The organism is Kitasatospora sp. NBC_00240, assembly GCF_026342405.1.
Taxonomy (GTDB): Bacteria; Actinomycetota; Actinomycetes; order Streptomycetales; family Streptomycetaceae; genus Kitasatospora.
Map to the genome: position 1 here is coordinate 7,618,430 of NZ_JAPEMU010000001.1, position 26,037 is coordinate 7,644,466.

General features: G+C 75.5%; 22 protein-coding genes and 2 pseudogenes. 14 read left to right on the top strand and 10 right to left on the bottom strand.

Features of this window, described 5'->3' with window-relative positions:
* Positions 1-44 precede the first annotated feature (44 nt).
* The 6 genes from OG689_RS32685 (at position 45) to OG689_RS32710 (ending at position 7,509) form a co-directional block, all read left to right on the top strand.
* Positions 45-1,007 (top strand): electron transfer flavoprotein subunit alpha/FixB family protein, encoded by a 963-nt coding sequence (locus OG689_RS32685; protein ID WP_266324442.1) that lies wholly within the window; start codon positions 45-47, stop codon positions 1,005-1,007.
* Between the two features lie 106 nt (positions 1,008-1,113).
* Positions 1,114-2,562 (top strand): acyl-CoA synthetase, encoded by a 1,449-nt coding sequence (locus OG689_RS32690; RefSeq protein WP_266324443.1) that lies wholly within the window; start codon positions 1,114-1,116, stop codon positions 2,560-2,562.
* Between the two features lie 296 nt (positions 2,563-2,858).
* The gene (locus tag OG689_RS32695) at positions 2,859-3,878 is read left to right on the top strand and encodes a C40 family peptidase (RefSeq protein WP_266324444.1); all 1,020 of its coding nucleotides are present in this window, start codon (positions 2,859-2,861) and stop codon (positions 3,876-3,878) included.
* A gap of 100 nt (positions 3,879-3,978) precedes the next feature.
* A complete protein-coding gene (locus tag OG689_RS32700; protein WP_266324445.1) occupies positions 3,979-4,920 on the top strand; it encodes an ROK family protein in 942 nt (313 codons plus the stop codon).
* A gap of 225 nt (positions 4,921-5,145) precedes the next feature.
* A complete protein-coding gene (locus tag OG689_RS32705; protein WP_266324446.1) occupies positions 5,146-6,270 on the top strand; it encodes an NUDIX hydrolase in 1,125 nt (374 codons plus the stop codon).
* Positions 6,271-6,669: 399 nt separating this feature from the next.
* Positions 6,670-7,509, top strand: coding sequence for a DUF4184 family protein (locus tag OG689_RS32710; RefSeq protein ID WP_266324447.1), 840 nt, complete (start codon positions 6,670-6,672; stop codon positions 7,507-7,509).
* On the opposite strand, the gene OG689_RS32715 is transcribed toward OG689_RS32710, so the two are convergent.
* Entirely contained in the window at positions 7,485-8,849 is a 1,365-nt protein-coding gene (locus tag OG689_RS32715) for a dipeptidase (protein ID WP_266327607.1), read from the bottom strand. The genes OG689_RS32710 and OG689_RS32715 overlap by 25 nt on opposite strands.
* Before the next feature lie 281 nt (positions 8,850-9,130).
* Here OG689_RS32715 and OG689_RS32720 point away from each other — a divergent pair, with 281 nt between their 5' ends.
* Entirely contained in the window at positions 9,131-10,294 is a 1,164-nt protein-coding gene (locus tag OG689_RS32720; RefSeq protein WP_266327609.1) for a geranylgeranyl reductase family protein, read from the top strand.
* Between the two features lie 125 nt (positions 10,295-10,419).
* Here OG689_RS32720 and OG689_RS32725 read toward each other — a convergent pair whose 3' ends face one another.
* Both OG689_RS32725 and OG689_RS32730 read right to left on the bottom strand, forming a co-directional pair.
* Positions 10,420-12,723, bottom strand: a complete 2,304-nt coding sequence (locus OG689_RS32725; RefSeq protein WP_266324448.1) for a glycosyl hydrolase family 18 protein — start codon at positions 12,721-12,723, stop codon at positions 10,420-10,422.
* A gap of 199 nt (positions 12,724-12,922) precedes the next feature.
* Positions 12,923-13,909 carry a helix-turn-helix domain-containing protein gene (locus OG689_RS32730; protein WP_266324449.1) on the bottom strand — a complete coding sequence of 329 codons (987 nt, stop codon included), beginning with the start codon at positions 13,907-13,909 and terminating at the stop codon, positions 12,923-12,925.
* A gap of 82 nt (positions 13,910-13,991) precedes the next feature.
* On the opposite strand from OG689_RS32730, the gene OG689_RS32735 reads away from it, so the two are divergent.
* Positions 13,992-15,368: an MFS transporter gene (locus OG689_RS32735; protein WP_266324450.1), complete on the top strand. Its 1,377-nt coding sequence runs from the start codon at positions 13,992-13,994 to the stop codon at positions 15,366-15,368.
* A gap of 108 nt (positions 15,369-15,476) precedes the next feature.
* Complete coding sequence (locus OG689_RS32740; protein ID WP_266324451.1) at positions 15,477-16,166, top strand: SDR family NAD(P)-dependent oxidoreductase; 690 nt, start codon at positions 15,477-15,479, stop codon at positions 16,164-16,166.
* A gap of 47 nt (positions 16,167-16,213) precedes the next feature.
* On the opposite strand, the gene OG689_RS32745 is transcribed toward OG689_RS32740, so the two are convergent.
* The 3 genes from OG689_RS32745 to OG689_RS32755 all read right to left on the bottom strand — a co-directional run bounded on the left by OG689_RS32745 (position 16,214) and on the right by OG689_RS32755 (position 18,092).
* Positions 16,214-16,402 (bottom strand): hypothetical protein, encoded by a 189-nt coding sequence (locus OG689_RS32745; protein WP_266324452.1) that lies wholly within the window; start codon positions 16,400-16,402, stop codon positions 16,214-16,216.
* 95 nt (positions 16,403-16,497) lie between these two features.
* The gene (locus OG689_RS32750; protein WP_266324453.1) at positions 16,498-16,941 is read right to left on the bottom strand and encodes a GNAT family N-acetyltransferase; all 444 of its coding nucleotides are present in this window, start codon (positions 16,939-16,941) and stop codon (positions 16,498-16,500) included.
* 281 nt (positions 16,942-17,222) lie between these two features.
* The gene (locus OG689_RS32755; RefSeq protein WP_266324454.1) at positions 17,223-18,092 is read right to left on the bottom strand and encodes an ATP-grasp domain-containing protein; all 870 of its coding nucleotides are present in this window, start codon (positions 18,090-18,092) and stop codon (positions 17,223-17,225) included.
* A gap of 192 nt (positions 18,093-18,284) precedes the next feature.
* Here OG689_RS32755 and OG689_RS32760 point away from each other — a divergent pair, with 192 nt between their 5' ends.
* Complete coding sequence (locus OG689_RS32760) at positions 18,285-19,049, top strand: enoyl-CoA hydratase family protein (protein WP_266324455.1); 765 nt, start codon at positions 18,285-18,287, stop codon at positions 19,047-19,049.
* Positions 19,050-19,139: 90 nt separating this feature from the next.
* Here the strand turns inward: OG689_RS32760 and OG689_RS32765 are convergent, their stop codons facing one another.
* Positions 19,140-19,895, bottom strand: coding sequence for a maleylpyruvate isomerase family mycothiol-dependent enzyme (locus OG689_RS32765; RefSeq protein WP_266324456.1), 756 nt, complete (start codon positions 19,893-19,895; stop codon positions 19,140-19,142).
* An 82-nt stretch (positions 19,896-19,977) separates the two neighbouring features.
* Here OG689_RS32765 and OG689_RS32770 point away from each other — a divergent pair, with 82 nt between their 5' ends.
* The gene (locus OG689_RS32770; protein WP_266324457.1) at positions 19,978-20,739 is read left to right on the top strand and encodes a DapH/DapD/GlmU-related protein; all 762 of its coding nucleotides are present in this window, start codon (positions 19,978-19,980) and stop codon (positions 20,737-20,739) included.
* 84 nt (positions 20,740-20,823) lie between these two features.
* A complete protein-coding gene (locus OG689_RS32775) occupies positions 20,824-21,054 on the top strand; it encodes a hypothetical protein (RefSeq protein ID WP_266324458.1) in 231 nt (76 codons plus the stop codon).
* Positions 21,055-21,118: 64 nt separating this feature from the next.
* Here OG689_RS32775 and OG689_RS32780 read toward each other — a convergent pair whose 3' ends face one another.
* Positions 21,119-21,685, bottom strand: coding sequence for a HutD family protein (locus tag OG689_RS32780; protein WP_266324459.1), 567 nt, complete (start codon positions 21,683-21,685; stop codon positions 21,119-21,121).
* A gap of 240 nt (positions 21,686-21,925) precedes the next feature.
* Positions 21,926-23,185, bottom strand: a complete 1,260-nt coding sequence (locus OG689_RS32785) for an MFS transporter (RefSeq protein WP_266324460.1) — start codon at positions 23,183-23,185, stop codon at positions 21,926-21,928.
* 17 nt (positions 23,186-23,202) lie between these two features.
* Between OG689_RS32785 and OG689_RS32790 the strand changes: the two genes are divergently transcribed.
* Positions 23,203-24,456, top strand: a complete 1,254-nt coding sequence (locus OG689_RS32790) for an ROK family protein (RefSeq protein WP_266324461.1) — start codon at positions 23,203-23,205, stop codon at positions 24,454-24,456.
* A gap of 87 nt (positions 24,457-24,543) precedes the next feature.
* Here OG689_RS32790 and OG689_RS32795 read toward each other — a convergent pair.
* Positions 24,544-25,146 (bottom strand): annotated as a pseudogene (locus tag OG689_RS32795) (phosphotransferase); the annotation flags it as partial.
* 1 nt (position 25,147) lies between these two features.
* Between OG689_RS32795 and OG689_RS32800 the strand changes: the two are divergent.
* Positions 25,148-26,011, top strand: a pseudogene (locus OG689_RS32800) (DUF3459 domain-containing protein); the annotation flags it as partial.
* Between the last annotated feature and the right edge of the window lie 26 nt (positions 26,012-26,037).

Below are 26,037 nucleotides of genomic sequence, written 5' to 3' on the forward strand. Positions count from 1 at the left end.
CCCGCGGTTCCGCACAACCACCACTGATCAGGAGTAGACGAACCATGGGTGAGATTCTCGTCCTCGTCGACCACGCCGACGGCGTGGTCCGCAAGCCGGCCCTCGAACTGCTGACCCTGGCCCGCCGGATCGGCGAGCCGTCGGCGGTGGTGCTCGGCGCCGGCGCCGGTGCCGCGGCGATCGCCGCCAGGGCCGCCGAGTTCGGTGCCGCGAAGGTGTACGTCGCCGACGGCGCCGAGTTCACCGACCGGCTGGTCGTCCCGAAGGTCGACGCGCTGACCCAGATCGCGAAGGCGGCCGGTGCCGCCGCGGTCCTGGTGACCTCTTCCGGCGAGGGCAAGGAGGTCGCCGCCCGGGTGGCGCTGCGGCTGGGTTCGGGGATCATCACGGACGCGGTGGACCTGGAGGCCGGTGAGGGTGGTCCGGTGGCGACGCAGTCGGTGTTCGCGGCGTCGTTCCAGGTGAGGTCGCGGGTGTCGCACGGTACGCCGGTGATCACGGTGAAGCCGAACTCCACGTCGCCCGAGGCGGCCCCGGCGGCGGGTGCGGTGGAGAGTGTGGTGGTGGCGTTCACCGGCAACGCGGCGACGGTGACCTCGCGCACGCCGCGGGTGTCCTCGGGTCGTCCGGAGCTGACCGAGGCCGCGATCGTGGTGTCGGGCGGTCGTGGTGTGGGTGCGGCGGAGGGCTTCGGCGTGGTGGAGGAGCTGGCGGACGCGCTGGGTGCGGCCGTGGGTGCCTCGCGGGCCGCGGTGGACGCGGGTTGGTACCCGCACACCAACCAGGTCGGGCAGACCGGCAAGCAGGTCTCGCCGCAGCTGTACGTGGCGGCGGGCATCTCGGGTGCGATCCAGCACCGGGCCGGTATGCAGACCTCGAAGACCATCGTCGCGGTCAACAAGGACCCGGAGGCCCCGATCTTCGAGCTGGTCGACTACGGCGTCGTCGGTGACCTCTTCACCGTCCTGCCGCAGCTCACCGCCGAGGTCAAGACCCGCAAGGGCTGAGCCGAGCGATCCGCCCAGAGGGCGCGGACGGCCGAACAGGGCCGCCGCGCCCTCCGGCGTACCCCGGGCCGTAGAGTCGGCGCCAAGGACCGACGCGGAGGGGCTCATGAGTCTGTTGACGGCGCTTCAGGACGGGCACGGCGACAGCGCCGACGCCCTGCGGATCGACGGGGTCGCGCTCTCGCGCGAGCGGCTGCTCGGCGCGGCCACCGCGGTCGCCGACCGGGTGGCCGGCGCACCCGCGCTCGCGGTGCTCGCCCGGCCCACGGCCGAGACGGTGGCCGCGGTGGTCGGCGGCCTGCTGGCCGGCGTCCCGGTGGTGCCGCTGCCGCCCGACTCCGGGCCCAAGGAGCGCGCGCACATCCTGCGGGACTCCGGCGCCGCCCTGCTCGCGCTGGCCGCCGGGGACCGGGCCCCGGAGGGCCTGGACGCGCTGCCCGGGCTGGACACCCTCCCGGTGGACCTGACGCTGCGTTCGGCCACCTCCCACCCCGAGCCGGGCGAGGACGCGACCGCCTTCGTGCTCTACACGTCGGGCACCACCGGTGCGCCCAAGGGCGCCGTGATCCGCCGGGCCGCCGTCGCCGCCGACCTGGACGCGCTCGCCGCGGCCTGGCAGTGGACGGCCGAGGACACCCTGGTGCACGGGCTGCCGCTGTTCCACGTGCACGGCCTGGTCCTCGGCGTGCTCGGCGCGCTGCGGACCGGCAGCCGCCTGGTCCACACCGGTCGTCCCACGCCCGAGGGCTACGCGCGGGCCGGCGGCACGCTGTACTTCGGTGTCCCCACCGTGTGGTCGCGGATCGCCGCCGACCCCGCGGCGGCGGCCGGGCTGCGGACGGCCCGGCTGCTGGTCTCCGGCAGCGCCCCGCTGCCCGTCCCGGTCTTCGAGCGGCTCGCCGGGCTCGCCGGGCAGGCGCCGATCGAGCGGTACGGCATGACCGAATCGCTGATCACGGTCAGCACCCGCGCGGACGGCGAACGCCGCCCCGGCAGCGTGGGCCTGCCGCTGGAGGGCGTCCGGACCAGGCTGGTCGGCGAGGACGGCGCACCCGTCCCGTCGGACGGCGAGAGCGTCGGCGAGCTCCAGGTGGCCGGGCCCACCCTGTTCGCCGGGTACCTCAACCGACCGGACGCCGATGCCGAGTCCTGGACGGAGGACGGCTGGTTCCGTACCGGCGACGTGGCCGTGATCGGTGCGGACGGGTTCCACCGGATCGTCGGCCGGGCCTCGGTGGACCTGATCAAGAGCGGCGGGTACCGGATCGGCGCGGGTGAGGTCGAGGCCGCCCTGCGGGACCACCCGGCCGTGGCCGACGCGGCCGTGGTCGGCGCGCCGGACGAGGACCTCGGCCAGGCCGTGGTCGCGTACGTCGTCCCCGACGGCGCCGTGACGGGGGAGCAGCTCACCGCCTTCGTGGCCGAGCGGCTGTCCGTCCACAAGCGGCCCCGACGGGTGGTGCTCGTGGACGAACTGCCCCGCAACGCGATGGGCAAGGTACTGAAGAAGCTGCTGCTCCAGGAGCCGACGGCGGGCGGCGTCGGGCATTCCTGACGGTCCGCCCGGCGGCCTGCCGGCCTGACGGACCCTCCGGAGCCGAGGGCGTTTCTGCTGACGCCCAGTCACCGAGGGTGAACCACCCGTTGGCGCTCCTCGTTGCGCGCCGTGAGCGCGGGCGTGCTTAACGTGATCCCCGGAACCGAACCCCGGGTCGCCGTGCCCGCGCCGGGCCTCCCCGGCCGGCGGGCCCCTCCGGACCGAGTGACCTCCGGACCAGGCGGCTTCCGGCTCGCGGCGGACGACCGTCGCGAGCCGCCCGGGCCCCACGCCAGCAGAGGAAGACGCAAGGAATGAACACCGTCGACACCGGCGCGCCGAGCGCCCCGCAGAGCGAGCCGACCACCGCCTTCACCGCCTCCACCGCCGAGCGGACCCGGTCCGGTGGGATAGCACGCAGCGGACGGATCCGCCGGGGCCTGGGGGCGGTCGCCCTCATCGCCGCCGGAGCGGGCGTGATCGGCCTCGGCACCGGCGTCGGCGCGGCCGTCGCCGAGCCCGCCCCGGCCCACGCCGGCTGGGACGGTTCGAAGTACTGGTTCAAGGACGCCCAGGGTCAGTGGCGGTGGACCAGTCACTACGACGTCTACCAGGCGCGTACGGGTGGTGCGGCCGCCGGTTCGGCGGTGAAGGCCTCGTCCGCGGGTGGGATCACCCAGGGGTGGGACGGTTCGGTCTACTGGTTCAGGAACGCCCAGGGTCAGTGGCGGTGGACCAGTCACTACGACGTCTACCAGGCGCGTACGGGTGGTGCGGCCGCCGGTTCGGCGGTGAAGGCCTCGTCCGCGGGTGGGATCACCCAGGGGTGGGACGGTTCGGTCTACTGGTTCAGGAACGCCCAGGGTCAGTGGCGGTGGACCAGTCACTACGACGTCTACCAGCAGCGCACCGGCGCCGCCGCCACCGCCCCGGCCTCCTCGGACGCGGCGACGGCCTCGGCCGCGGAGAGCGGCGACTTCGAGGCGGCGGTCGCCTTCGCGCTCGACCAGCTCGGCAAGCCGTTCAAGACGGCCGGCAACGGCCCCGACGGCTACGACTGCTCGGGCCTGGTCCAGCAGGCCTTCCGCCGCGCGGGGGTGGACCTGCCCCGGGTCGCCAACGACCAGTTCGCGGCCACCACGCCGGTCCGGGCGAGCGAGCTGCGCCGCGGCGACCTGCTGTTCTGGTCCGAGGACGGTACCGCCCGCGGCATCGAGCACGTCGCCATCTACCTCGGCGGGAACCAGTACGTGGAGGCCGCCCGCCCCGGGACCAACATCCGGATCTCGGGCATCAGCAGCGGCTACTACCCGAACTACATGGGCCGTCCCTGATCCCTTCGCACAACCGCCCACCGGGTGCCGTCGGCCACGCGCCGGCGGCACCCGGTGGGCGCGGCCCTGCCGGGCCGGGCCGGAGGTAGGGTCGGGGGCTGTGAGCAGCGAGCAGGCCCTGGTGGCAGCCGTCGACATCGGCGGTACGAAGATCGCGGGCGCGCTGGTCGGCGCCGAGGACGGCGGGCTGTTCCGGCGTACCCGGCGTCCGACCCCGGCCGCGGAACCGGGCGAGACGGTGTTCGCCGCCGTCGCCGAGGTGCTGGCCGAGCTGGCCGAGGCCCCCGAGTGGGCCCGGGTCGAGCGGGTCGGACTCGGCAGTGCCGGGCCGGTGGACGGCGTCCGGGGGCTGGTCAGCCCGGTCAACATCGCCGGCTGGCGGGACTTCCCGCTGGTGGACCGGGTCCGCGGGCTGGTGCCCGGGCTGCCGGTCGTCCTGACCGGCGACGGCGTCGCGATGACCGCCGCCGAGCACTGGCGGGGCGCGGCCCGCGGACACCGGAACGCGCTGTGCATGGTGGTCTCCACCGGCGTCGGCGGCGGCCTGGTGCTGGGCGGGGCGCTCCACCCCGGGCCCAGCGGCAACGCCGGGCACATCGGGCACATCAGCGTGGACCTGGACGGCGCCCCCTGCCCCTGCGGCGGCCGGGGCTGCCTGGAGGGCCTCGCCAGCGGCACCGCGATCGCGGCCCGGGCGGCCGCGGCGGGCTGGCGGCCGCCCGGCGGCGACGCCTCGGCCACGGCCGTCGCCGAGGCGGCCGGCCAGGGCGATCCGATCGCGCTGGAGGCCTTCGACCGCGCGGCCCAGGCACTCGCGGCCGGGATCGCGGCGACCGCGGCCCTGGTCGAACTGGAGGTGGTGGTGATCGGCGGCGGGGTGGCGCAGAGCGGGGAGGTGCTGTTCGGCCCGCTGCGGAAGTGGCTCGGCTCGTACGCGACCCTCTCGTTCGTGCAGGGGCTGGAGGTCCGCCCGGCTCTGCTCGGCGGTGACGCCGGTCTGGTCGGCGCGGCGGCGGCCGCGCTCCGGGCAGGCGGGCGCTGACCCCGTGCCGGGGGCGCCGTGCGGCAGCTGCCAGGCCGCCGTCGGGGCCGGCGGCCGGGCACATGCCGCTGACAACGGCCGAGGCCGGTAAGTGACGGCCGGAGCGAGGGCGAGGCATGGGGACCGCTCCGCAGCGGGTACCACCTTCACTGGCGCGGGCCGCGGATCGCCGGGCCGCGCGCCCGGGGGCGATCGCCGCCGGGCCGATCTAGGGCAGGGGACGTCGTGATCGTCTGGGTCAATGGCACGTTCGGCGCGGGCAAGACCAGCGCCTGTCGCGAGCTGGTGGAACTGCTCCCGGGAAGCCTGCTCTTCGACCCCGAACTGGTCGGGTACGGGCTGGCCCGGATGCTCCCGGCCGAGCGGGCCGCCGAACTGGCCGACTTCCAGGACCTGCCGTCCTGGCGGCGGCTGGTGCCGGAGTACGCCGCGGCGCTGCTCAGCGAGGTGCCGGGCCCGCTCGTCGTCCCGATGACCGTGCTGCGGGAGGAGTACCGGGACGAGATGTTCGGCGGCCTGGCCGCCCGCGGGCTCGCGGTGCACCACTTCGTCCTCGACCCCGCGGAAACGATCCTGCGCGACCGGATCGAGGGCCGGGACGCCTACCCCGGCCAGCCCGGGCGCAGCGCCCGGGTCCGGGAATGGGGCCTGGAGCACCTGCCCCGCTACCGCGCCGCCCGGCGCTGGCTCAGCCGCGACGCCGAACTGCTCGACACCGGCGCGCTGACCCCGCGCCAGACCGCCGAACGCCTCGCCGAGCTGGTCAAGGACGGTGCGGCCCGCTGTCCGATCGTGCAGAGCACCGACAACACCGGGGACACCGTCGCCGCCGCCGTGCTGCTCTTCGACGAGCAGGACCGGGTGCTGCTGGTCGATCCGGTGTACAAGCCCGCCTGGGAGTTCCCCGGCGGCGTGGTGGAACGCGGCGAGGCGCCCACCGACGCCGCCCTGCGGGAGACCGCCGAGGAGCTGGGCCTGCGCCTGGACGCCACCGACCTGCGGCTGCTCGCCGTCGACTGGGAGCCCAGAACCGGCCCGCGTCGCGGCGGCCTGCGCCTGGTCTACGACGGCGGCCGGCTGGACGCCGCGGCCCGGCACGGCCTGCGGCTGCCGGCCGACGAGCTGCGCGGCTCGCGCTTCGTCACCCTCGACGAGGCCGCCGGGCTGCTCACCCCGGGGCGGCACCGCCGGCTGGCCGCCGCCCTGGACGCCCGCCGGTGCGGCGAGCTGCGCTACCTGGAGGCCGGACTGCCGGCCGCCGAGGGCCTGCCGGCCGGGAGCCTGCCGGCGGGCAGCGTGCCCGCCGGGGGCCGGTCCGGCGGTCCGGCCGGCGCGGTCGACGCGGCCTGAGCCGTCGACCGGCCGCCCCGGGGACGCGCACGCCGGGGACGCGCACGCCGGGGACGCGCACGCCAGGGACGCGCACGCCAGGGACGCGCACGCCAGGGCTACGAGATGCCGGGGCTCGCCCCCACCCCCGGGCTGTCCCCGCCCTGTCCCCAGGGCCGGTCGGCCGGCGCGTCCGGCCTGCCTGAGTGCCCGTCGACCTGAGCGCCCGTCCACCGGAGCGTCCGGTTCGCCTGACCACCCGTCCGGTGACCGGCACCACCGCGGTCCGGGGGCGCCCCGTCCTGGCTGCCCCGTCCTGGTCGCCCGAGCCGCCCGCCCCCCGGCCGCTCTCCCGCGGCCCGCAGGCCCGCGCGGGTCCGTTCCCCGGCGGTGGCGGAGCGGACCGGGCAGGATGGGGGCATGCCGTTCACGCTCAGCCACGTCGCCGCCGCCCTGCCGTTCCTGGACGGGGCCAGAGCCCGTGGGCCGCTGGTCGCCTCGGCCCTGGTGGCCGGGTCGATGGCCCCCGACGTGCCGTTCTTCGCCGATTCGCTGCTGCCGGGGGTGTACCACCAGGGCGACCTGACCCACCAGTGGTGGGCCGTGCCGACGGTGGACGTGGCGCTCGCCGCCGCCCTGGTGGCCGGGTGGCACGGACTGCTGCGCGGCCCGCTGGTCGCCCTGCTGCCGGATCGCTGGGCCAGGGCCGTCGAGTCGGTCACCGCGCCGGGCCCGGACCGGCCGGACCTGGCGCGGGCCGGCTGGTTCGCGGCCTCGGCGGCCCTCGGCGCGGCCACCCACGTCGGCTGGGACGCGTTCACCCACGGCGGCCGGTTCGGAGCCGTCCTGCCGGTCCTGAACGTCCGGGTGGTGGGCGGACTCCCGCTCTACACCGTGCTGCAGTACAGCTCCTCGGCCGTCGCCCTCGGCCTGCTGGCCCGCTACGCGGTGCGCGAGGCGCGCCGGGCCGAGCCGGGCGTCCCCGTCCGGCGGCCGCCCGCCGTGCTCCGGCGGGCCGGGGTTGTGCTGCTCGTCGCGGCGACGGTGGCCGGGGTGGCGTACCGCCTGGCCGACACCGAGCGCCAGCTGGTCGCCGAATTCTGCTTCGGGGCCGGCGCGGGCCTGACCGTGGGCGCGGCCGGGTACGCGGCGGCCGCGCGGCTGTGGCAGCGGCGTGGCCGCCGGCCGGGTCCGGGGTACCCCGCGCCGGACGGCGCGGGGGAGCGGACGCCGGTTCAGGCCCGCCGGGCCTCGGCGTAGTTCCGCAGGAAGAGCGCCTCGGTGAGGGCCATCAGCTCCAGCTCCCGGGGATCGACGCTCTCGTTCACCGCGTGGATCTGGGTGGTCGGCTCCTCGACCCCGATCAGGACGATCTCCGCCTCCGGGTAGAGCGTGCGCAGGGTGTTGCAGAGCGGGATCGAGCCGCCCTCGCCGGAGGCGACCATCTCCTTGCCGAAGGCCTCCAGCATCGCCGCGCCCATCGCCTCGTAGGCCGGGCCGGAGGTGTCCGCGCTGAACGCTTCACCGCCGCTGACCCGCTCGACCCGCACCCGGGCGCCGAACGGCACGGCGGCCTCCAGGTGCGCCACCAGGGCGTCCTGGGCGGTACCGGTGGCCAGGCCCGGCGGCACCCGAAGGCTCACCAGCGCCTTGGCACTCGCCTGGACGGACGAGGTGGCGCCGATCACCGGCGGGGCGTCGATGCCGAGCACCGTGACGGCGGGGCGGGCCCAGAGACGGTCCGCGACGCTGCCCGTCCCGACCAGGCGCACGCCGTCCAGCACCTTGGCGTCGGCCCGGAACTGCTCGTCGGGGTACTGGACGCCGGGCCAGGACTGGTCCGCCGCCAAGCCCCCGACGGTGAGCCCGCCCTGCTCGTCGTGCAGCGAGGCCAGCGCCCTGATCAGAGCCTGCAGGGCATCCGGAGCGGCGCCGCCGAAGGCGCCCGAGTGGAGGTTTCCGGCCAGCGTGCTGACGGTCACCTCGACCACGGTCATCCCGCGCAGCGAGGCCGTCACGGTCGGCAGGCCGGGAGCGAAGTTGCCGGTGTCGCCGATCACGATGACGTCCGCCGCCAGCAGGTCGGGGTGCGCCTCGGCGTACCGCTCCAGGCCGCCGGTGCTCTGCTCCTCGGAGCCCTCGACGATCACCTTCAGGCCGACCGGGTACGAGCCGTCCACCGCGCGCAGCGCCCGAAGCGCCGTCAGGTGCATCAGGATGTTGCCCTTGCAGTCCGCCGCGCCCCGGCCGTACCAGCGGCCGTCCCGCTCGGTCAGCTCGAAGGCCGGGCTCTGCCAGGCCGCCTCGTCCAGCGGCGGCTGCACGTCGTAGTGCGAGTACAGCAGCACCGTCGGCGCGCCGGCCGGGCCGGGCAGCTCGGCGTACACGGACCGGGTGCCGTCCGGGGTGTCCAGCAGCCGCACACCCGTCAGGCCCTCGGCGGCGAAGGCGTCCGCGACCCACCGGGCGGCCTTCTCGCACTCCTCGACCGGGAACTGGCGGGGGTCGGCCACGGAGGGGAAGGCGACCAGCTCGGCGAGGTCGGTGCGGGCCCGCCCCATCAGGGAACTGACGGAATCGGCCAGGGACAACTGCGGCATCGGGGTCTCCAGGTTCTCCGAGGGGGTGGTTCGGGTGAGCACGACACGGGGGACGGCCATGATCATAGAGGTGCGCCGGCCGCCCCCGGGAGGGGAATCTGACACGAGCGTGGTGGTGGGCGGCCGACCGGGCCGCCGGACGCATAGGATTGCTCGACGTGACAGACTCCGGTAGCTCCGTTTCCCGCAGCCCGCTCGGTGCAGACCGCCCGGCCGGTGCAGACAGCCCGGTCGCCGCAGAACTTCCCGGGGCCGGGCCCGGGCCCGAACCGCTCGACGGCATCTGGGACGTGGTGGTGGTCGGCGCCGGGCCGGCCGGATCCTCCGCCGCCCACGCCGCCGCCGCGCAGGGCCGCCGGGTGCTGCTCCTCGACAAGGCCGAGCACCCCCGCTACAAGACCTGCGGCGGCGGCATCATCGGCCCCTCCAGGGACAGCCTGCCGCCGGACTTCGTCCTGCCGCTGCAGGACCGCGTGCATGCCGTCACCTTCGCCTACAACGGGCGCTTCACCCGCACCCGGCGCTCCAAGCGGATGCTGTTCGGCCTGGTCAACCGGGACGAGTTCGACCTGCGCCTGGTGCAGGCCGCCAAGCAGGCCGGCGCCGTGCTGGTGACCGGAGTGACCGTCAGCGGCGTGGAGCAGCGCGGCGGCGACCACCGGACGGTCGTCGTCACCGCCACCGACGGGCGCAGCTTCGAGGCGCGCGCGGTGGTCGGCGCGGACGGCAGCGCCGGCCGGATCGGCCGCCACGTCGGGGTGACCTTCGACCAGATCGACCTCGGCCTGGAGGCGGAGATCCCCGTCCCGGCGGAGGTCTCCCGGCACTGGGCCGGCCGGATCCACCTCGACTGGGGGCCGCTGCCCGGCAGTTACGGCTGGGTCTTCCCCAAGACCGACTCGGGCAGCCTCACCGTCGGTGTCATCTCCGCCCGCGGCGACGGCGAGCGCACCAAGCAGTACCTCGCCGACTACATCCGCCGCCTCGGCCTGGCCGGGTTCACCCCGAGCGTGGAGTCCGGGCACCTGACCCGCTGCCGCTCCGAGGACTCGCCGCTCAGCCGGGGCCGGGTGCTGGTCGCCGGCGACGCCGCCGGCCTGCTGGAGCCGTGGACCCGGGAGGGCATCTCGTACGCGCTGCGCTCCGGCCGGCTCGCGGGGGAGTGGGCCGTGAAGGTCGCCGAGGCGAACGGCAGCACCGATGTGCGGCGCCAGACCCTCAACTACGCCTTCGCGATCAAGGCGGGCCTCGGCGTGGAGATGCGCGCCGGCAAGCAGATGCTGGCGGCCTTCGAGCGCCGCCCGCACCTCTTCCACGCGGCCGTCTGCCTGGTCGACCCGGCCTGGCGGGCCTTCGCCCGCACCACCCAGGGGCACACCACCTTCGCCCAGGTGCTGCGGCAGTACCGCGCGGCGCGGCGGCTCTCGGCGCTCGCCTCGCGCTGAGCCTTCGCAGCCGGCCCCCGCCGGGCGGCTCCGGGTCATGCCCGGGCTCCGGTCCCGGACGGTCGTCCGGGACCGGAGCCCGGGCCGGCGGTGGGCCGGCCCGGGCGGGGGCGGGTGAGCGGCCGTTACTTGAGGCCGTTGTCGAGCGCGGTGATCAGGGTGCCGGTGGGGGTGTCGCCGGACATCTCCCAGATCATGCTGCCCAGCAGGCCCTTGGACTTCAGGTAGGCGGTCTTCTGGCCGATCGACCAGGGGTCGTCGAAGGACCACCACTGGCCGCCGGCGCCGGTGTAGCCGTAGGTCGAGATCGACTGGGTGTCGTGGTGGACGGTCAGGTCGGGGACGCCGGCCAGCAGGTTGTTGTACCCCCTGGTGCCGGCCTCCTCGGCGAACTGGCCCGGCGCCGCGCCGGTCGCCGCCTGCCACTCGCCGTTCGCCCCGCCGGCGGTGACGCCCTGCCAGCCCCGGCCGTAGAACGGGAACCCGATGGTGAGCTTGCGCGGGTTCACCCCGGCGGTGAGGTAGGCCTGGACGGCGGCGTCCACGCTGAAGTGGAAGGTGTACGGGTCCTGGGTGTCGGCGTAGAGGTTGGCCTGGTGGCCGGCGCGGTTCGGCTCCCAGGAGTTGTCGCTGCCGGCGCCGTGGAAGTCGTAGCCCTGGACGTTGGCGATGTCCAGGTAGGTGAAGATCTTGGACAGGTCCCAGCCCTGGTTGATCTTGACCGGGTCGGCCGGGGTGAAGGCGGTGAGCAGCTTGTGCGAGCCGCCCAGGGCGTCCAGCTGCTTGCGGAACTCCGCCAGCAGCAGGGTCAGGTTGTCCTTGTCGGCCGCGCTCCAGTGGTTGCCGGCGTGGCCGTCGGCCGAGCCGGGCCACTCCCAGTCGAGGTCGATGCCGTCGAAGATGCCGGCCCCCACGCCCGGGCCGCCCGCGCCGTTGTAGAGCGGCAGGTTGCCCTTGATCCAGATGTCGAGGCAGGAGGCGACCAGCTTCTTGCGGGAGGCGTCGGTGGCGGCCGCGTCCGAGAAGTACTTGGAGTACGTCCAGCCGCCCAGCGAGACGACCACCTTGAGGTTCGGGTACTTGGCCTTGAGCTTCTTCAGCTGGCCGAGGTTGCCGCGCAGCGGGCCCCAGCCGTCGTCCGCCACGCCGTCCACCGACTGCGCCGCGCTCATCGGCCGGGCGTAGTCGGCGTCCGCGTCGCCCGCGCCGGTGCCCTGGTCCGGGTCCTGCGGGTCGGCGGTGGTGCCCTTGGTGACGCCGGCCAGGCAGGTCAGGTTGACCGGGTCGATGTTCTCGAAGGCGTAGTTGACGACGTCCAGCTTGGCCGCGCTGCCCGAGGTGTCGAGGTTCTTCACGAAGTACTGGCGGCCGTAGATGCCCCACTGGGTGAAGTACCCGACCCGGGCGTACTTGCCGGGGCCGACCAGGTCGCCGGTGCTGACGGTCAGCGCGTTGGAGGCCGGTGAGGCGTTGTCGGCGGGGTCGCGGGCCTTCACCGTGAAGGTGTAGGCGGTGGACGGGGAGAGGCCGGCGACGGTCGCCGTGGTGGTGGCGCCGGTGACCGTCTGCACCAGGGTGGCGCCCTGGTAGACGTCGTAGGCGGAGATCCGCTGGTTGTCGGCGGCCGCCGTCCAGGCGAGCGTGATCGAGGACGAGGTGACGGCCGTGCTGCGCAGGGCGCCCGGCGCGGTCGGCGGGGAGGTGTCGGTGGCCGGGTCGACGGTGCGTGCGGCGACGCTCGCGCCGAGCGGGCCGGTGTTGCCCCGGGTGTCCTTGGCCCGGACGGCCAGGCTGTACGCCGTCGCCGGGGTCAGGCCGGTGGCCAGGACCGAGGTGGTGGTGGAGGTGGCCAGTACGGTGGCGCCGCTGAGCACCTCGTACGAGGCGACCGGGAAGTCCCCGGCGGTGGCGGCCGGCCAGCTGAGCGCGAGGCTGTGCGCCGTCGACTCGGTGACCTGCGGGGTGCCGGGCGCGCCCGGCAGGACGTCCGAACTGCCGTCGCACTTGTCGCCGTTGATCCGGCAGCCGGTCGGCGTACCGATCGGGCCGCCTGCCACGAACCAGAAGCTGTAGGGCTCGGTGGTGCCGTGCGCGGCGACGTTGGCGTTGTAGTAGGCGTTCTTGGCGGTGACGTGGCGGCCGCTCACGGTGGCGTCGCCGTTGTAGCTGCCGCTGATGGTCACGCCCGCCGGGAGGTCGAACTCCAGCGTCCAGCCGGAGACCGCGGTGGCGTTGTCGTTGTGGACGATGTAGGTGCCCTTCCACCAGGAGCCGTTGTCGGCGCTGGTGAAGGCGGCGGTGAGTTTGCCGGCGGCGTGCGCCGGGGCGGCCAGGGCGGTGATCGCGGCCAGTGGCAGGAGCAGTGCGGTGAGCAGGGAAGCCACCCTGCGGCGCGTTCTGCGCCGGCCGGCGCGGTGCTGTGCGGACATGGTTCTCCCTGTGGCAGTGGGGTTGGACAGGGCGGTACCGAACCTTGCGCATGGCGCCCCCGATGGTGGGGGTGGGGGCATGGGAACTGTAGGAGGACTGGACCAATGCGTCAACAGGTCCATACCATTTGGGAGTTGGTGGACGGAGCGGTGGTGCTGGCGGCGGTTCGAGAGCCTGACGGGAAGGCTCCGACCAGGCCTAGCGCCCCGCCAGTTCGTCCCCGAGCGCGCTCCGGACGTACAGCACCGAACGGCCGTGCCGGGCGCGGGTGACCAACCGGGTGTCGAAGAGCACCGCCAGGTGCTGGCTCACCGCGCCGGGGGTCACGCCCAGCCGGCGGGCCAGCTCGGTGGTGGAGGCGGGCTCGGCCAGCAGGCCCAGCAGCCGGGCCTTGGGGGCGCCCAGCAACAGCTCCAGCGCGTGCGAGGTCGGCGGGGACGCGGGCGCGCCGGCCATCGTCGCCTGCCCGCGTGCCGGGTAGCTGATCATCGGCGGGTGGTCGTCGCTGATCGACGTGATGGCCCCCCGGGCGAAGAAGGTCGGCACCAGCACCAGGCCGCGGCCGTCCACCGGTACGTCCCCGTCGAGGGTCTCCCACTTGCGGTGGATCGCCAGCACGCCGTCGGCCCAGCGCAGCCGGCCGTCGAGTTCCGCGAAGAGCGCCGCCGCGCCGTAGTGCGCCAGCACCCGCGAGCGGTGCACCAGGTCGGCCTCCAGCACCGCGCGGGCCCGCGGCCACCACTGCGGGGCCAGGCAGCGCTCCCAGTACACCTCGATCGCGTCGGCGATCCGGGCCAGCAGTCCGGCGGGGTCGTCCAGCCCGGCGGCGAGCGGTTCGGGGATCGTCCGGTCGTGCGGCAGGTAGGCCTGTTCCAGTTCGGTGCGCAGCCGTTCGGGCGGGGTGGCCCGCAGCACCGCCAGCTCGGCGCGGAAGTCCGGGGCGGGGTTCGGCGGACGCGGTGTCAGGAAGTCCGGCACCCAGCGGTTGGTCGCGATCAGCGAGCAGAGCAAAGGCCCGCAGTCGAGCTGCTCGAAGGTCGGGCGCAGCCGCTCGAAGCCCGGGGTCTGCCAGACGTACACGCCGGGGTGGGTCCACATCCGCAGGCTGAGCACCGCTTCCTGGAGCGGTGACAGGGCGAACGAGGTCGCGGCGAGATCCGCCGTGTCGAGCCGGAACCGGTGCACCGGGGCCTCCGCCTCGCCAACGATGTTTCAGGCCCACCCTAAATCAGTTCTGCCCCGGCGCAAGGCGCGATGGGATCGGGGCATGACCACCACACCCACCGGGGTGCCGGCCGCCATGAGCGAATCCGGTGCCCCCGCCGCCGTCCCCGCCCGCGGTCCGTCCCGGCTGCTGCACCCCGACCCGATGGTGCGCCGGCTCGCCCGGCTGACCCTGCTCAACTGCCTCGGCAACGGCCTCTCGCTCGCCGTCGCGGTGCTGTTCTTCACCCGGGTGCTCGGCCTCTCCGCCGCACAACTCGGCTTCGGACTCACCGTCGCGGGCCTGTGCGGGGTCGCGGCGAGCATCCCGGCCGGGCGGGCCGCCGACCGCTGGGGCATCCGACGGGTGCTGGTCGTGCTGGTCGCCCTGGAGGCGGTCGGCACGGCCGGGTACGCCCTGGTCGACGGCTACGTCGCCTTCGTGCTGCTGGCCTGCGCGGTGACCGCCGCCGACCGGGGCTCCTCGGCGGTGCGCAACGCGCTGTACGCCGAAGTCCTGCCCGCCGACCGCCGGGTGGCCGGCCGCGCCTACCTCCGGGTGGTCACCAACGTCGGGATGTGCCTGGGCACGGCGCTCGGCGCCGTCGTCCTGCAGGTGGACACCCGCGCCGCCTACGTCACCGCGATCCTGCTGGACGCCCTCTCGTTCGCGGTGGTGGCCGTCCTCTACGGCCGGATCCGGATCGCCCCGCCCGCCGGTATGCCCACCGGCCCGGACGCCGGGGCGGGCACGGGCACGGGCGGGGGCGGGGGCGCGAAGGCAGACCCGGGCTCCGGGGGGCGGACCGGCGGGCGCGGGCCGAACCCGGCGCTGCGCAACGGACCGTTCCTCGCCGTGACGGCGCTCAACGCCGTGCTCTGCCTGCAGTTCGCGATGCTGGAGGTCGGGGTGCCGCTGTGGATCGTCAAGCAGACGCAGGCGCCGCGGATCGTGGTGGCCGGCACCCTGGTGGTGAACACGGTGCTGGTGGTGGCCCTCCAGGTGCGCGCCACCCGGGGCACCGAACGCCCGGAGCTGGCGGCCCGGGCCTGCGGCCGGGGCGGACTGCTGCTGGCCGGGTCGAGCGTGGTGCTGGGGCTCGCCCACGGCCTGTCGGCCACGGCCGCCGCCGTGGTGGTGCTGGGCGGGATCGCCCTGCAGGCCCTCGGCGAGGTGCTCAGCCAGGCGGGCGGCTGGGCACTGGGCTACGACCTCGCGGGCGAGGGTGCGCACGGCTCCTACCAGGGTGTCTTCAACGCGGGTACCTCCGCCGCGATGATGATCGGACCGGTGCTGGTCAGTACCGCCGTGATCGGGTACGGCCTGGCCGGCTGGGCGGTGCTCGGCGCGGTCTTCGCCGCGGCCGGGCTGGCGATGGCGCCGGCCGTCCGCTGGGCCGCGCGCCGCAGCTCGGTGGCCGCGGCGGTGGCAGCGGTTTGACGGGCTGACGGGCTGACGGTGACGAGACGGTCCGCGACCAGGGCGGCACGGGCGGACCGCGTCGTAAACCACTGGCCGACCGCGTCCCCCCGGAGAGAGGCTGGGCCCATGACGACAACCTTGATCACCGGGGCCAACAAGGGCCTCGGCCACGAGACCGCCCGCCGCCTGCTCGCCGCGGGGCACACCGTCTGGCTGGGGGCGCGTGACATCGAGCGGGGCACGGCGGCGGCCGCCGGGCTCGGCGCCCGGTTCGTCCACCTCGATGTCACCGACGACACGTCGGTCGCCGCCGCGGTCGCCACCGTGGAGGCCGCCGGCGGCCTGGACGTCCTGGTCAACAACGCCGGCATCGAAGTGCGGTCACCGGACGGCGGCATCATCGGTGCCGCGGAGCTGACCGCCGACGTGATGCGGGAGGTGTTCGAGACCAACGTGTTCGGCCTGGTCCGGGTGGCCCACGCCTTCCTGCCGCTGCTGGAACGCTCCGCCGCCCCGGTGATGGTGAACATCAGCAGCGGCACCGCCTCGCTGGCCCAGGCCGGCAAGGGGTACCCGGGAGTCGCTTACCCGGTCTCCAAGACCGCGGTCAACATGCTCACCGTGCAGTTCGCGAAGGCGTTCCCCCTGATGCGGATCAACGCCGTGGAGCCCGGCTACACCGCGACGGACCTCAACCGGCACGAAGGCACGCAGACCGTCGAGCAGGGCGCCGAGGCCATCGTCCGGACGGCCCTGCTGGGACCGGACGGCCCGACCGGCGGCTACTTCGACCTGGCGGGCCGGCTCCCCTGGTAGCTGACGGCGTCCTGGACGCGCTCCGCGACTCCGCCCGACCGTCCGCCCTACCGCCGCTGCGCCCTGTACCGCTTGAGGAGCGCGGTGAGCCGGGCCGGGTCGGCTGCGCCGTTCAGTTCGGCGGTGAGGTCGTCGGGGCAGACCTCGTAGTGGTCTCCCCACCAGCGGCGCCCCCGGTTGTCCCAGATGCGGTACCCGCCGGGCACGCCTCTGGCCACGTAGCGACGTCTACTCACGAGGCCCCCTGCGGGAGCACGGCCCACGCCTGTGGCTCACTTCCCCTCCTTCACGTTCCACCGGCGGCGGAGCCGGGCGGATCCCGGACGCCGCCTCAGGGCGCCGGCCGGGCCAGCTTCAGCAGCACCTCGTCGTACTCCTCGTCGGGGCGCCGGCTCTGCTCGGTGAAGCCCACCCGGGCGTAGAACCGCCGGGCCGCGGTGTTCTTCTCGTAGACCTCCAGGGTCAGGGCGCCGTGCAGGAGCGCCGCCTGCCGGACCAGCGCCCGGCCGACGCCCCGGCCCTGGGCCTCGGGAGCGACGAAGAGGCCGCCGATCTCGGCGCCGAGAAGACCGAGCACCCCCGCCGGGACGCCGTCGAGTTCGGCGATCCAGTGGTCGGCCTGGACCAGGTACACCTCGCGCATCTTCTGCTCGCGGGCACCCGTTCCCTCGTCCGCGAGGAAGGGGTGGGCGAGGCGGGCGGCCCGGGCCCAGATCTGCACCGCCGTGTCCTCGTCCGCCGGGGTGTAGGGGCGGACGTTCAGCCTGTCGGTCATGCGGCCGACCGTACCCCGGGGCCGTCGCGGGCGGCAGGGATTTTCGCTGCGTGCGGCTGGGACCACGCCCGGCCGGGCCGGTGCCGGCGGGGTGATCAATTCTGGTAATGTTCATCCCGTCGGAGAGAGATCTCCGCACATGCGTCGGTGGTGCTGGTGGAGCACGTCCTACTTTCAGTAGGAAGAGTCCGTTCGAATCGGGCCCGGCGCTCCAACTTTTTTGCCCTCCGCCCGGGATGCGACCAGCATCCCGGGCGGAGGCGTTTCAGGTGCGGTACGTGTCAGCGGACCACCTGCGGGAGGTCCCGGCAGAACCGGCGGTCGCCGTCCCGGACGTCGGCGGCCGGGCCGGCCGCGCGCAGCACCACGTCCAGCACCGCGTCCGGGTCGCAGGCGTAACCGCCGCTGGCCCAGGCCGGATTGGCCTCCACCACGCTCCAGGCCCCGGACCCCGCGAGCAGTCCGACGTCGACCACGACCGCGCTCGGCAGGCTGCCGGCGCAGCCGGCCAGCACCTCGGCCGCGAAGGCCAGCGCCTGCTCGCGGTGCGGGTCGGCGTCCAGCGGCGCCACGGACAGCGCGCCGTCCACCGCGTACCGGCTGGCCGCGTGCACCGCGCCGTCCAGGACGAACAGCCGGTACTCCCGGGCGAAGGCGACGATGTCGCTGACCAGGACGAGGGTGTCGTCGTCCAGCGCGTCCGGGCCGGGCAGGCCGCTGCCGTCCGGGTGGATCCGGGCCGGGAACAGCTTGTCCACCGGGGGTTTGAGGAACGCCGGGCGGCGCAGCCGGCGCGCCTCGACCAGCGGGAGGCACTCGATCCGGCGCCCGGTCAGCGCGGCCGGCAGGGTGGTCAGCCAGTCCGGCGCGGCGTCCAGCAGGGCGAGGCCCAGCTCCTGGCCGACCGCGTCGGCGAACAGCGGCCCGCCGTACACGTGGACGGCCGCCGTCGCGGGCAGGTCCTCCGGCACCCGATAGGCGGGGGCCGTCCGGGCCTGCAGGCCACGTCGGTGCGCGACGGTGCGCAGCTGGAGCCCGGTCTCGTTGATCCGGGGCGCGAGCAGGAGCAGGCGGGCGGCGGGGCCGGCGGTGCTGGCGCCGGTCGTGGCGGTGCTGGTCGTGCTGCCGGGAATGGTCGGGCCGGTGGTCATGAGAGGCGATGGTGCCCCCTCGGGAGTACGGCTGACCAGTGGTTTTCGCGGGGGGATCTGGTGACCGGCCCCTTCGGCGTGCCAGAGTCCTCCCTGGACCGACCGGCGACGGGGGCGGGTGACACCGGCCTCCGCGCGCCGTCCGTCCGAGGCAATCCGACCCACCCTCAGCCGGAAAGCAGGCCACCGCCGATGACCCGCGAAGTACCCTTCGTCCGCGTCAGCACCGCCGACGCCGTCACCACCCTCGAACTCGACTCCCCGCACAACCGCAACGCGCTCTCCACCCGCCTGATGGCCGAGCTCACCGCGGGGCTCGCCGCGGCGGCGGCCGACCCGGCGGTCCGGGCCGTGGTGCTCGGCCACACCGGCAAGGTGTTCTGCGCCGGCGCCGACCTGTCGGAGGCCACCGGCTCCGACCCGACGGTCGGGCCGCGCGGGCTGGTCGACCTGCAGCGGGCCCTGCTGGACTGCCCCAAGCCGGTGATCGCGGTGATCGACGGGCACGTCCGGGCTGGCGGCCTCGGCCTGGTGGGCGCCGCCGACCTGGCGATCGCCGGGCCCGCCTCCACCTTCGCCTTCACCGAGGTGCGGCTCGGGCTGGCGCCCGCCGTCATCTCGCTGCCGCTGCGCCCCAAGCTGCAGCCGCGCGCGGCCTCCCGCTACTACCTCACGGGGGAGACCTTCGACGCGGCCGAGGCGGCCCGGATCGGGCTGGTCACCGAGGCCGCCGAGGACGTGCCCGGCGCGTTGAAGTCGCTGCTGGACGCGCTGCGGCTGGGCTCGCCGCAGGGTCTCGCCGAGTCGAAGCGGCTCGCCAACGCCGAGGTGGTGCGCTCCTTCGAGCGGGACGCGGACGAGCTGGTCGCGCTGTCGGCGCGGCTGTTCGGCTCGGCCGAGGCGCAGCAGGGCATGCGGGCCTTCCTGGAGCGTCGGCCGGCGCCCTGGGCGGAGTGACGCCCGCCGGCCCGGTGACGGGGCCGGCCCGGTGACCGCGTGATCCGCGGTCGTCGGGCCGCCGCCGGGCCGTCGTGAGTCGCTGCCGGGTCAGCTCCAGGTGATGACCGCGGCCTCCCGCCAGAGGTCCAGCAGCGTGCGGTCGCCCTCGCACCCGACGTCCTCCGGCCGCAGCCGGTTCCAGAGCAGCAGGAACAGGTCGCGGGCCGGCCCGGTCAGGGTGAGGTCGGCGGGGCCGTCCGTGAGCGAGACCGTGACCGGCTCCCCGGTGATGGTCACCAGCCAGGCCCCGGGGCCGTCGGTGGGCCGGACGGCCAGGGTGCGGGGCCGCTCGCTGCGCAGCTTGGCGCGCGGGCGGACCAGCATGCCCCGCAGCAGCTCGTCGATCCCGTCCAGCGCCGGCCCGGTGCCGGTCGGCGGTCCGGTCGGACCGGCCGCCGCCTCGGCGTCGAAGCGGTGGACGGCCGTTTCGTGGGCCTGCCGGCGGGCCCAGAAGGCGAGCGGCGAGGGCGCGGGCAGGAAGGTCCAGCAGTCCAGGTCGGCGGGGGCGTCACGCAGCGCGGTCAGCAGCCCGGCATGGCCGGCCCGGAACCATTCGACCAGCTCGGCGTCGGCCGGGGCGGGCCCCCAGGCCGCCTCCTGGCCCGCCTCGTCGAGGGGCTCGGTGCGGGCCTGCGCGACGTGGGCGGCGGCCCAGCGGTGCACCTGGCCGGTGTGCAGGACGAGGTCGCGCAGCAGCCAGCCGGGGCAGGTGGGGACGGGCGCGGCGAGGTCGGTGGCGGCGGCCGCGTCGGCGAGGAACTCGCCCTCCCGGCGCAGGGCTTCGATGTGCTCGGTTATCTGCATGGGTCGTCAGTCTGGCAGGGCCGCGGTGTGATGTTGACCGCCCCGTCGCCGGGCGGCTCGTACGGGCCGGTAACGTGAGCGCATGTCGATCACCCGTTCGCTGTTCTCCGCCGCCCGGACCGCCGGTCGTCGCGCCGCCGGACGGCTGGTGCACCGAGGGTGGGGGTGGGTGCAGCGGGCCGGCGCCGTCTCCAACGACAACCCCGGCCCGTACCGCTTCGGCGAGTTGGGGGACGGCACCAAGCTGGCCTTCCCGCTCGGCGCGGTGTTCAACGAGCAGTGGATCACCATCGGACCGTTCTCGATCATCGGCGAGCGGGTCACCATCAGCGCGGGCTTCCTGCCCGGCCTCGACCTCGGCCCGGAGCCGATCGTGCGGATCGGCGGCGGCTGCGTGATCGGCCGGGACAGCCACATCGTCGGCCACCAGTCGATCGTGCTCGGCGACGACGTCTGGACCGGCCCCGGCGTCTACATCTCCGACCAGGCCCACGAGTACCGCTCGACCGACCTGCCGATCGGCAAGCAGTGGCCGCGCAACGAGCCGGTGGAGATCGGCGCGGGCAGCTGGATCGGCACCGGCGCGGTGATCCTGCCCGGTGCGCGACTGGGCCGCAACGTGGTGGTGGCGGCCGGCTCGGTGGTGCGCGGCGAGGTGCCCGACCACAGCGTGGTGGCCGGCGCCCCGGCGAAGGTGGTCCGCAGCTGGACACCGGACGAGGGCTGGCAGCCGCCGTTCCGCAACGACGCCCCGAGCCCGATCCCGGAGGGCGTCACCGCCGAACAGCTGCGCGCCCTGGTCGGCTGGGACCTCCGCCTGCCCGGCGAGGGCGCCGCGCAGTGACGGCGGGCCTGCCGTACGTGTACCGGGTGACCAAGTACGACCGCGCTCCATGTCCGGCCGGACCTCTCCACCGACGTGCCGGGTGTGCTGGCCGCCGCACTCGCCGAGGACTACGCCGAACTCGTCCGGCGGGAGGGCGGACCGAGGATCTTCGCCGCCACCTTCCTCCAGGAGGACCATGGGCTGCTGCCGGGGATGCTGGCCGGGGCCCGGGCCGCCTGCCTGGTGGGGCACGGTTCGGACGCCCTGCAGCCGCTGCTCTCCGCCGTGCTGCCCGACGCGGACGGGGTGGTCCGGGTCCGGCGGCACTCCTGAACGGTGGCGCGCCCGGCGGGAGCGACGGCGGCGCGAGTGCCCCGCCGGTCCGGCCGTGGGCGGCTCAGCCGGCCGGGCGGAGGGTGACCACGGCGGTGACGCCGTTCACCCGCAGCAGGTCGCGGCCGGGGGAGTCCGGCAGCGCGGCGTCGAAGCGGTCGAGCCGGACACCCGCCGCGTCCAGCTCGGCGCTGCCGTCGAGGCAGACCAGCAGCACCGTGGTGCCGGGCGTCACCTCGACCTCCCGCTCCCGGTCGGCGATCGCGACCTCGGCGGTCGCGCGGCCGCGCCGGGTCATCACGTTGAAGTCGACGACCGGGCCGCCCAGCAGGCGGCACCCGGTGTCGGCGTCGCCGGGGAAGGCGAACGGCCGGTAGGGCTGCGCGAGGACGTGTTCCGTGCCCGCCACGGTGAGAGCCATGCCGGCGCCGTCCACCAGGGTGATCACCCGGTCGACGCCGGGGAAGACCGAGAACGGGCCGCCCTGCCCGACGTCCGCGAGGCTCACCCGCCAGTCGAAGTCGGCCAGGCCGGAGCCCTCGGGCGCGCCCGCGACCTCCCGGGTGACGCCGCCGCCGTTGAGCCAGGCCGTCGCGGGCCGTCCGGCCGCCCGCAGTACTCGAACCGCCATGCCGTGCCTCGTCCCGTCGCGCCTGGTACCGGTCAAGGCGATCCTCGCACGTGCCGGGTGCCCCGACCGGACGGCGGCCGGCCGCCCTCCATGGACCGCGGGGGACGGCGCCGCCGGTACCAGGGGGCAGGATCGTCCGTCCCCCGGGGCAGTGCCGCGGAGGACGGCCGGGCAGCGGGCCCGGCCCGATCGGGCGGGGGAGCGCTGCCCGGTCGCGGCCCGGTCCAGTGGCTCACGGCCTCAGTGGCTCACGGCCGCCGGTCGCCGGGAGCGCACCGCGAACGGGAGCAGGCCGCCCAGGGCGGCCGCGCCGGCCACCGTGGTGAGGGCCAGCGGGAGGCCGACGGCGTCGGCCAGGAAGCCGATCACCGGCGGGCCGATCAGCATGCCCGCGTAGCCGAGGGTGGAGGCGGTGGCCACGCCCCGCGGGCCGCCCGCCGCGCCCGCCTGGGCGATCGCCAGCGGGAAGATGTTGGCGAGCCCGACGCCGACCAGCACCAGCCCGGCGAGGACGGCGGCCACCGACGGTGCCAGCGCCACCACCAGCATCCCGGCGCAGGCGGTGAGCCCGCCGACCGCGATCAGCCTGGTCTGGCCGATCCTGATGGAGAGCCAGGTGCCGCCGACCCGGCCGGCCGTCATGGCGAAGGCGAACGCCGCGTAGCCGGCGGCGGCCAGGCCCGCGGTCGCGTGCACGTCGTCGGTGAGGTGCAGGGTGGCCCAGTCGGCGATCGCGCCCTCGCCGTACGCGTCGAGCAGGGCGGTGAGGCCGAGCAGGACGACCAGCAGGCGGACCGACCGGGTGACGCCCCGGGCGGGCCGGGCGGCGGTCTGCGGGCCGGCCTCGGCGGTGCGCCGGGCGGTCGGTGCCTGGGCCGGGTCGGTGGCCGGGCCGCGCAGCAGGGCGGTGCCGGCGACGGCGGTGACGGCGAGGCCGAGGGCGCCGCTCAGCGCCAGGGCCCAGCCGGCGCCGAGGGTGCCGGCGAGCAGCCCGCCGATGCCGGCGCCGAGCAGCCCGCCGAGGCTGTAGCCGGCGTGGAAACTCGGCATCACCGGGCGTCTGAGCTCGGCCACCAGGTCCACGGCGGCGCTGTTCATCGCGACGTTCGCGGCGCCGTAGCCGGCTCCGAAGAGCAGCAGGACGGCGCCGAGCGACAGCACCGAGTGGGTGTGCGCGGGCAACGGGACGGCGAGGCTGAGCAGGGCGACCGAGGCGATCGTGACCGGCTTGGAGCCGTACCGGACGCAGAGCCGGCCGACCACCGGCATGGTGGCCACGGCGCCCGCCGAGAGGCAGAGCAGGGCCAGGCCGAGGGCGCTGTGCGTGGCGCTGACCTGGCCGCGGATGTCCGGGATGCGGACGACCCAGGCGGCGAACAGGAAGCCGTCCATGGCGAAGAAGGCGGTGAGGGCGAGTCGGGCGGGCGACCAGGCGGCCCGCTTGCTGGGAGACTGGTAGGGGGCTTCCGAACGGGCGCGGGTTTTGTTTAGGAGCGGCACAAAGTAAGAATAGGGGTGTGCAGCACTCACCCACAAGCCCGAAGCCAGCACCGGACCCCAGCCGCCGGGCCGCGCCCGACCGCGGACGCACGCTGCTCGGCCCGGCGCTCACCCTCATCCACACCGGCCAGGCGCCCACCCGGTCCGCCCTGACCAAGGCCCTCGATGTGACCAGAGCCACCGCCGGCGCGGTCACCGGCGAACTGGAGGCGCTCGGGCTGATCACCGTCGACTCCCGCCCCGCCGGCGGCGGCCGCGGCCGGCCCTCGCACCGGCTCGCCGTCGACCCGGCCGGGCCCGTGGTGGTCGCCGGGCAGATCCACTCGGACGGTTTCAGCGTCGCCCTCGCGGGGCTCGGCGGCCTGCTGGAGCCACCCGTGCACCGGCCGCTGCCGGCCGCCACCGATCCCGTCCGGATGCTGCGCGCGGTCGCCCAGACCGGCGCCGAACTCGCCCGCGACACCAGCCGCCGCTGCCTGGGAGCCGCCCTCGCGCTGCCCAACCCCGTCACCGAACCGGACGGCACCGCGCTCGCCGCCCTGCACTTCGCCTGGCCCAGCGGGACCCCGGTCGCCGACCTCTACGACGTGGAGGTGCGCCGCGCCGACCACGGCCCGCACGCGCCGGCCGCGCTGCCCAGCTTCGTCGCCAACGACGCCAACCTCGGCGCGCTGGCCGAGTACCGGCACGGTGCCGGCCGGGGCGCCCGGCACCTGCTGCTGGTCAGCTCCGGGCACCGGGGCGTCGGTGGGGCGCTGGTCATCGATGGCAAGCTGCACACCGGCAGCGCCGGGCTCGCTCTGGAGGTCGGCCACCTGACGGTGGACCCGCAGGGCCGGCTCTGCCAGTGCGGGAACCGCGGCTGCCTCAACTCCGAGACCGACCCCAACGCGCTGTTCGCCGCCGCCGGACTCACCCCCGACCCGGCCCGCCCGCTGCTCGACCAGGCCCGCGAACTGACCCGGGCCGCCGCCCACGACCCTCGCGCCCGCGCGGCCGTCGACCACGTCATCGACCGGCTCGGCCTCGGCCTGGCCGGGGTCGCGAACATCCTCAACCCCGACCGGGTGGTGCTCAGCGGCCTCCACAAGGACCTCTGGGAGGCCGACCCGGACCGCCTGCGCGCCGTGGTCGCCGAGCGCTGCCTGTGGGGCCGCAGCGGACGGGTGCCGATCGTCGGCGCCGCGCTGGAGCACGGCGCCCTGGTCGGCGCGGCCGAACTCGCCTGGCTGCCCTACCTGGCCGACCCGCAGGCGGTGACCGCCGACTGAGCTCCGGAGCCGGCCCCCGGCTCCACGAGGCCCGCACGCCGGCACCCGGGCAGGGGTGGCGGCGGGCGGACGTGGCAGAGTGCCGGGCTACCGCAGCAGGGCTAGCGCCGCCCGGAGGTTGTGCTCCGCGATGCCCCGCATCGCCTCCCGGTCGAGGAAGTCCCCGTCCAGCAGTCGCAGCGGCCCGGCCACCAGCGACAGCCGCATCGCCAAGGTGTGCAGGGCGAGCCGCTGTTCGTCCAGGCCGTCGTGGTCCAGCCACCGGTAGTGCTCGCCGAAGCGGATCCGCAGGAAGGCGTGCTCCCACTCGACGTCGAAGTGCATCAGGCCCTCGATGTCGATCAGGACGGGCTGCCCCTGCCGGTCCACCAGGACGTGGTCGGGGCCGAGTTCGCCGTGCACCAGCCCGTACTCGGCGCGCGGGCGGACGGCCGCGCCCAACGCCTGGACGAGCGCCGCCAGCTGGTCCCGGGCGGCGCCCACGCGGGCGTCCCGGGCGGCGGCCTCGGCCAGATCCGCCAGCGCCCGGTCGAGCACCACCCGCTCGGACGAACGGCCCGCCGGCCCATCGCCGTTGCCGCTCGGGGCGGTCCGGCCGAGGTACGGGGCGCGGTGCTCACGCATCCGGCCGAGGGCCTCGGCCAGCCGGGCCAGCACCGGCTCGGCGGCGCGCGGGTCGCGCCCGAGCAGCGTCGGCGAGGTCTGGCTGCCCACGCCCACCCAGTTCGCCCGCTACCTGCGCCCGGACGAGCTGCACTCGGCCTTCAACTTCGAGTTCCTCTGCTGCGCCTGGGAGGCGGACGCGCTGCGCGGGGTCGTCGACACCACGCTGGCCGCGCACCGGCCGGTCGGCGCGCCGCCCACCTGGGTGCTCTCCAACCACGACACCATCCGCCATGTGACCCGCTACGGCCGGGCGGACACGTCCTTCGACATGGGCGACAAGCGCCTCGGCGACCCCAGCGACCCGGTGCTCGGCCGGCGCCGCGCCCGCGCGGCCGCGCTGCTGACGATGGCGCTGCCCGGTGGGGTGTACGTCTACCAGGGCGACGAGCTGGGACTGCCGGAGGTGCAGAACCTCCCCGACCATCTCCTGCGGGACCCGACCTTCGTCCGTTCCGGCGGCCTGGACCGGGGCCGGGACGGCTGCCGGGTGCCGCTGCCGTGGTCGACGGAGGCCGGCTCGCTCGGCTTCTCGCCCGCCGGCGCGGGCGCCGGGCCGTGGCTGCCGCAGCCCGCGGACTGGGCGGGTGTCGCGGTGGCGGCCCAGAGCGCGGATCCGGGGTCGGCGCTGGCGCTCTACCGCGCGGCGCTGGCGCTGCGGCGGGAGCGGCTGGTGCCGCTGGACGAGGGTTTCGACTGGGTGGCGGCGGGGCCCGGGGCGCTGTGCTTCACGCGCGGCGGGGGCTTCCGCTGCCTGGTCAACTTCTCCGACGAGCCGGTGGGGCTGCCGGCGGACTCCGTCGTCCTGCTCAGCAGCTCCCCGCTCGTCGGCGGTGTCCCCGGCCGGCTGTCGGTCCCGGTCGACACCTGTGTCTGGTTCACGACCGGCTGACGCACCTGCGCCGCCGGCCGGCGGTG

Excerpts from the sequence above, each read along its gene's own strand:
- OG689_RS32770 (WP_266324457.1), top strand. The coding sequence starts at position 19,978 with ATGTCGATCACCCGTTCGCTGTTCTCCGCCGCCCGGACCGCCGGTCGT.
- OG689_RS32725 (WP_266324448.1), bottom strand. The coding sequence starts at position 12,723 with ATGTCCGCACAGCACCGCGCCGGCCGGCGCAGAACGCGCCGCAGGGTG.
- OG689_RS32695 (WP_266324444.1), top strand. The coding sequence starts at position 2,859 with ATGAACACCGTCGACACCGGCGCGCCGAGCGCCCCGCAGAGCGAGCCG.
- OG689_RS32690 (WP_266324443.1), top strand. The coding sequence starts at position 1,114 with ATGAGTCTGTTGACGGCGCTTCAGGACGGGCACGGCGACAGCGCCGAC.
- OG689_RS32710 (WP_266324447.1), top strand. The coding sequence starts at position 6,670 with ATGCCGTTCACGCTCAGCCACGTCGCCGCCGCCCTGCCGTTCCTGGAC.
- OG689_RS32780 (WP_266324459.1), bottom strand. The coding sequence starts at position 21,685 with ATGGCGGTTCGAGTACTGCGGGCGGCCGGACGGCCCGCGACGGCCTGG.
- OG689_RS32750 (WP_266324453.1), bottom strand. The coding sequence starts at position 16,941 with ATGACCGACAGGCTGAACGTCCGCCCCTACACCCCGGCGGACGAGGAC.
- OG689_RS32715 (WP_266327607.1), bottom strand. The coding sequence starts at position 8,849 with ATGCCGCAGTTGTCCCTGGCCGATTCCGTCAGTTCCCTGATGGGGCGG.
- OG689_RS32760 (WP_266324455.1), top strand. The coding sequence starts at position 18,285 with ATGACCCGCGAAGTACCCTTCGTCCGCGTCAGCACCGCCGACGCCGTC.
- OG689_RS32685 (WP_266324442.1), top strand. The coding sequence starts at position 45 with ATGGGTGAGATTCTCGTCCTCGTCGACCACGCCGACGGCGTGGTCCGC.
- OG689_RS32755 (WP_266324454.1), bottom strand. The coding sequence starts at position 18,092 with ATGACCACCGGCCCGACCATTCCCGGCAGCACGACCAGCACCGCCACG.
- OG689_RS32735 (WP_266324450.1), top strand. The coding sequence starts at position 13,992 with ATGACCACCACACCCACCGGGGTGCCGGCCGCCATGAGCGAATCCGGT.
- OG689_RS32740 (WP_266324451.1), top strand. The coding sequence starts at position 15,477 with ATGACGACAACCTTGATCACCGGGGCCAACAAGGGCCTCGGCCACGAG.
- OG689_RS32765 (WP_266324456.1), bottom strand. The coding sequence starts at position 19,895 with ATGCAGATAACCGAGCACATCGAAGCCCTGCGCCGGGAGGGCGAGTTC.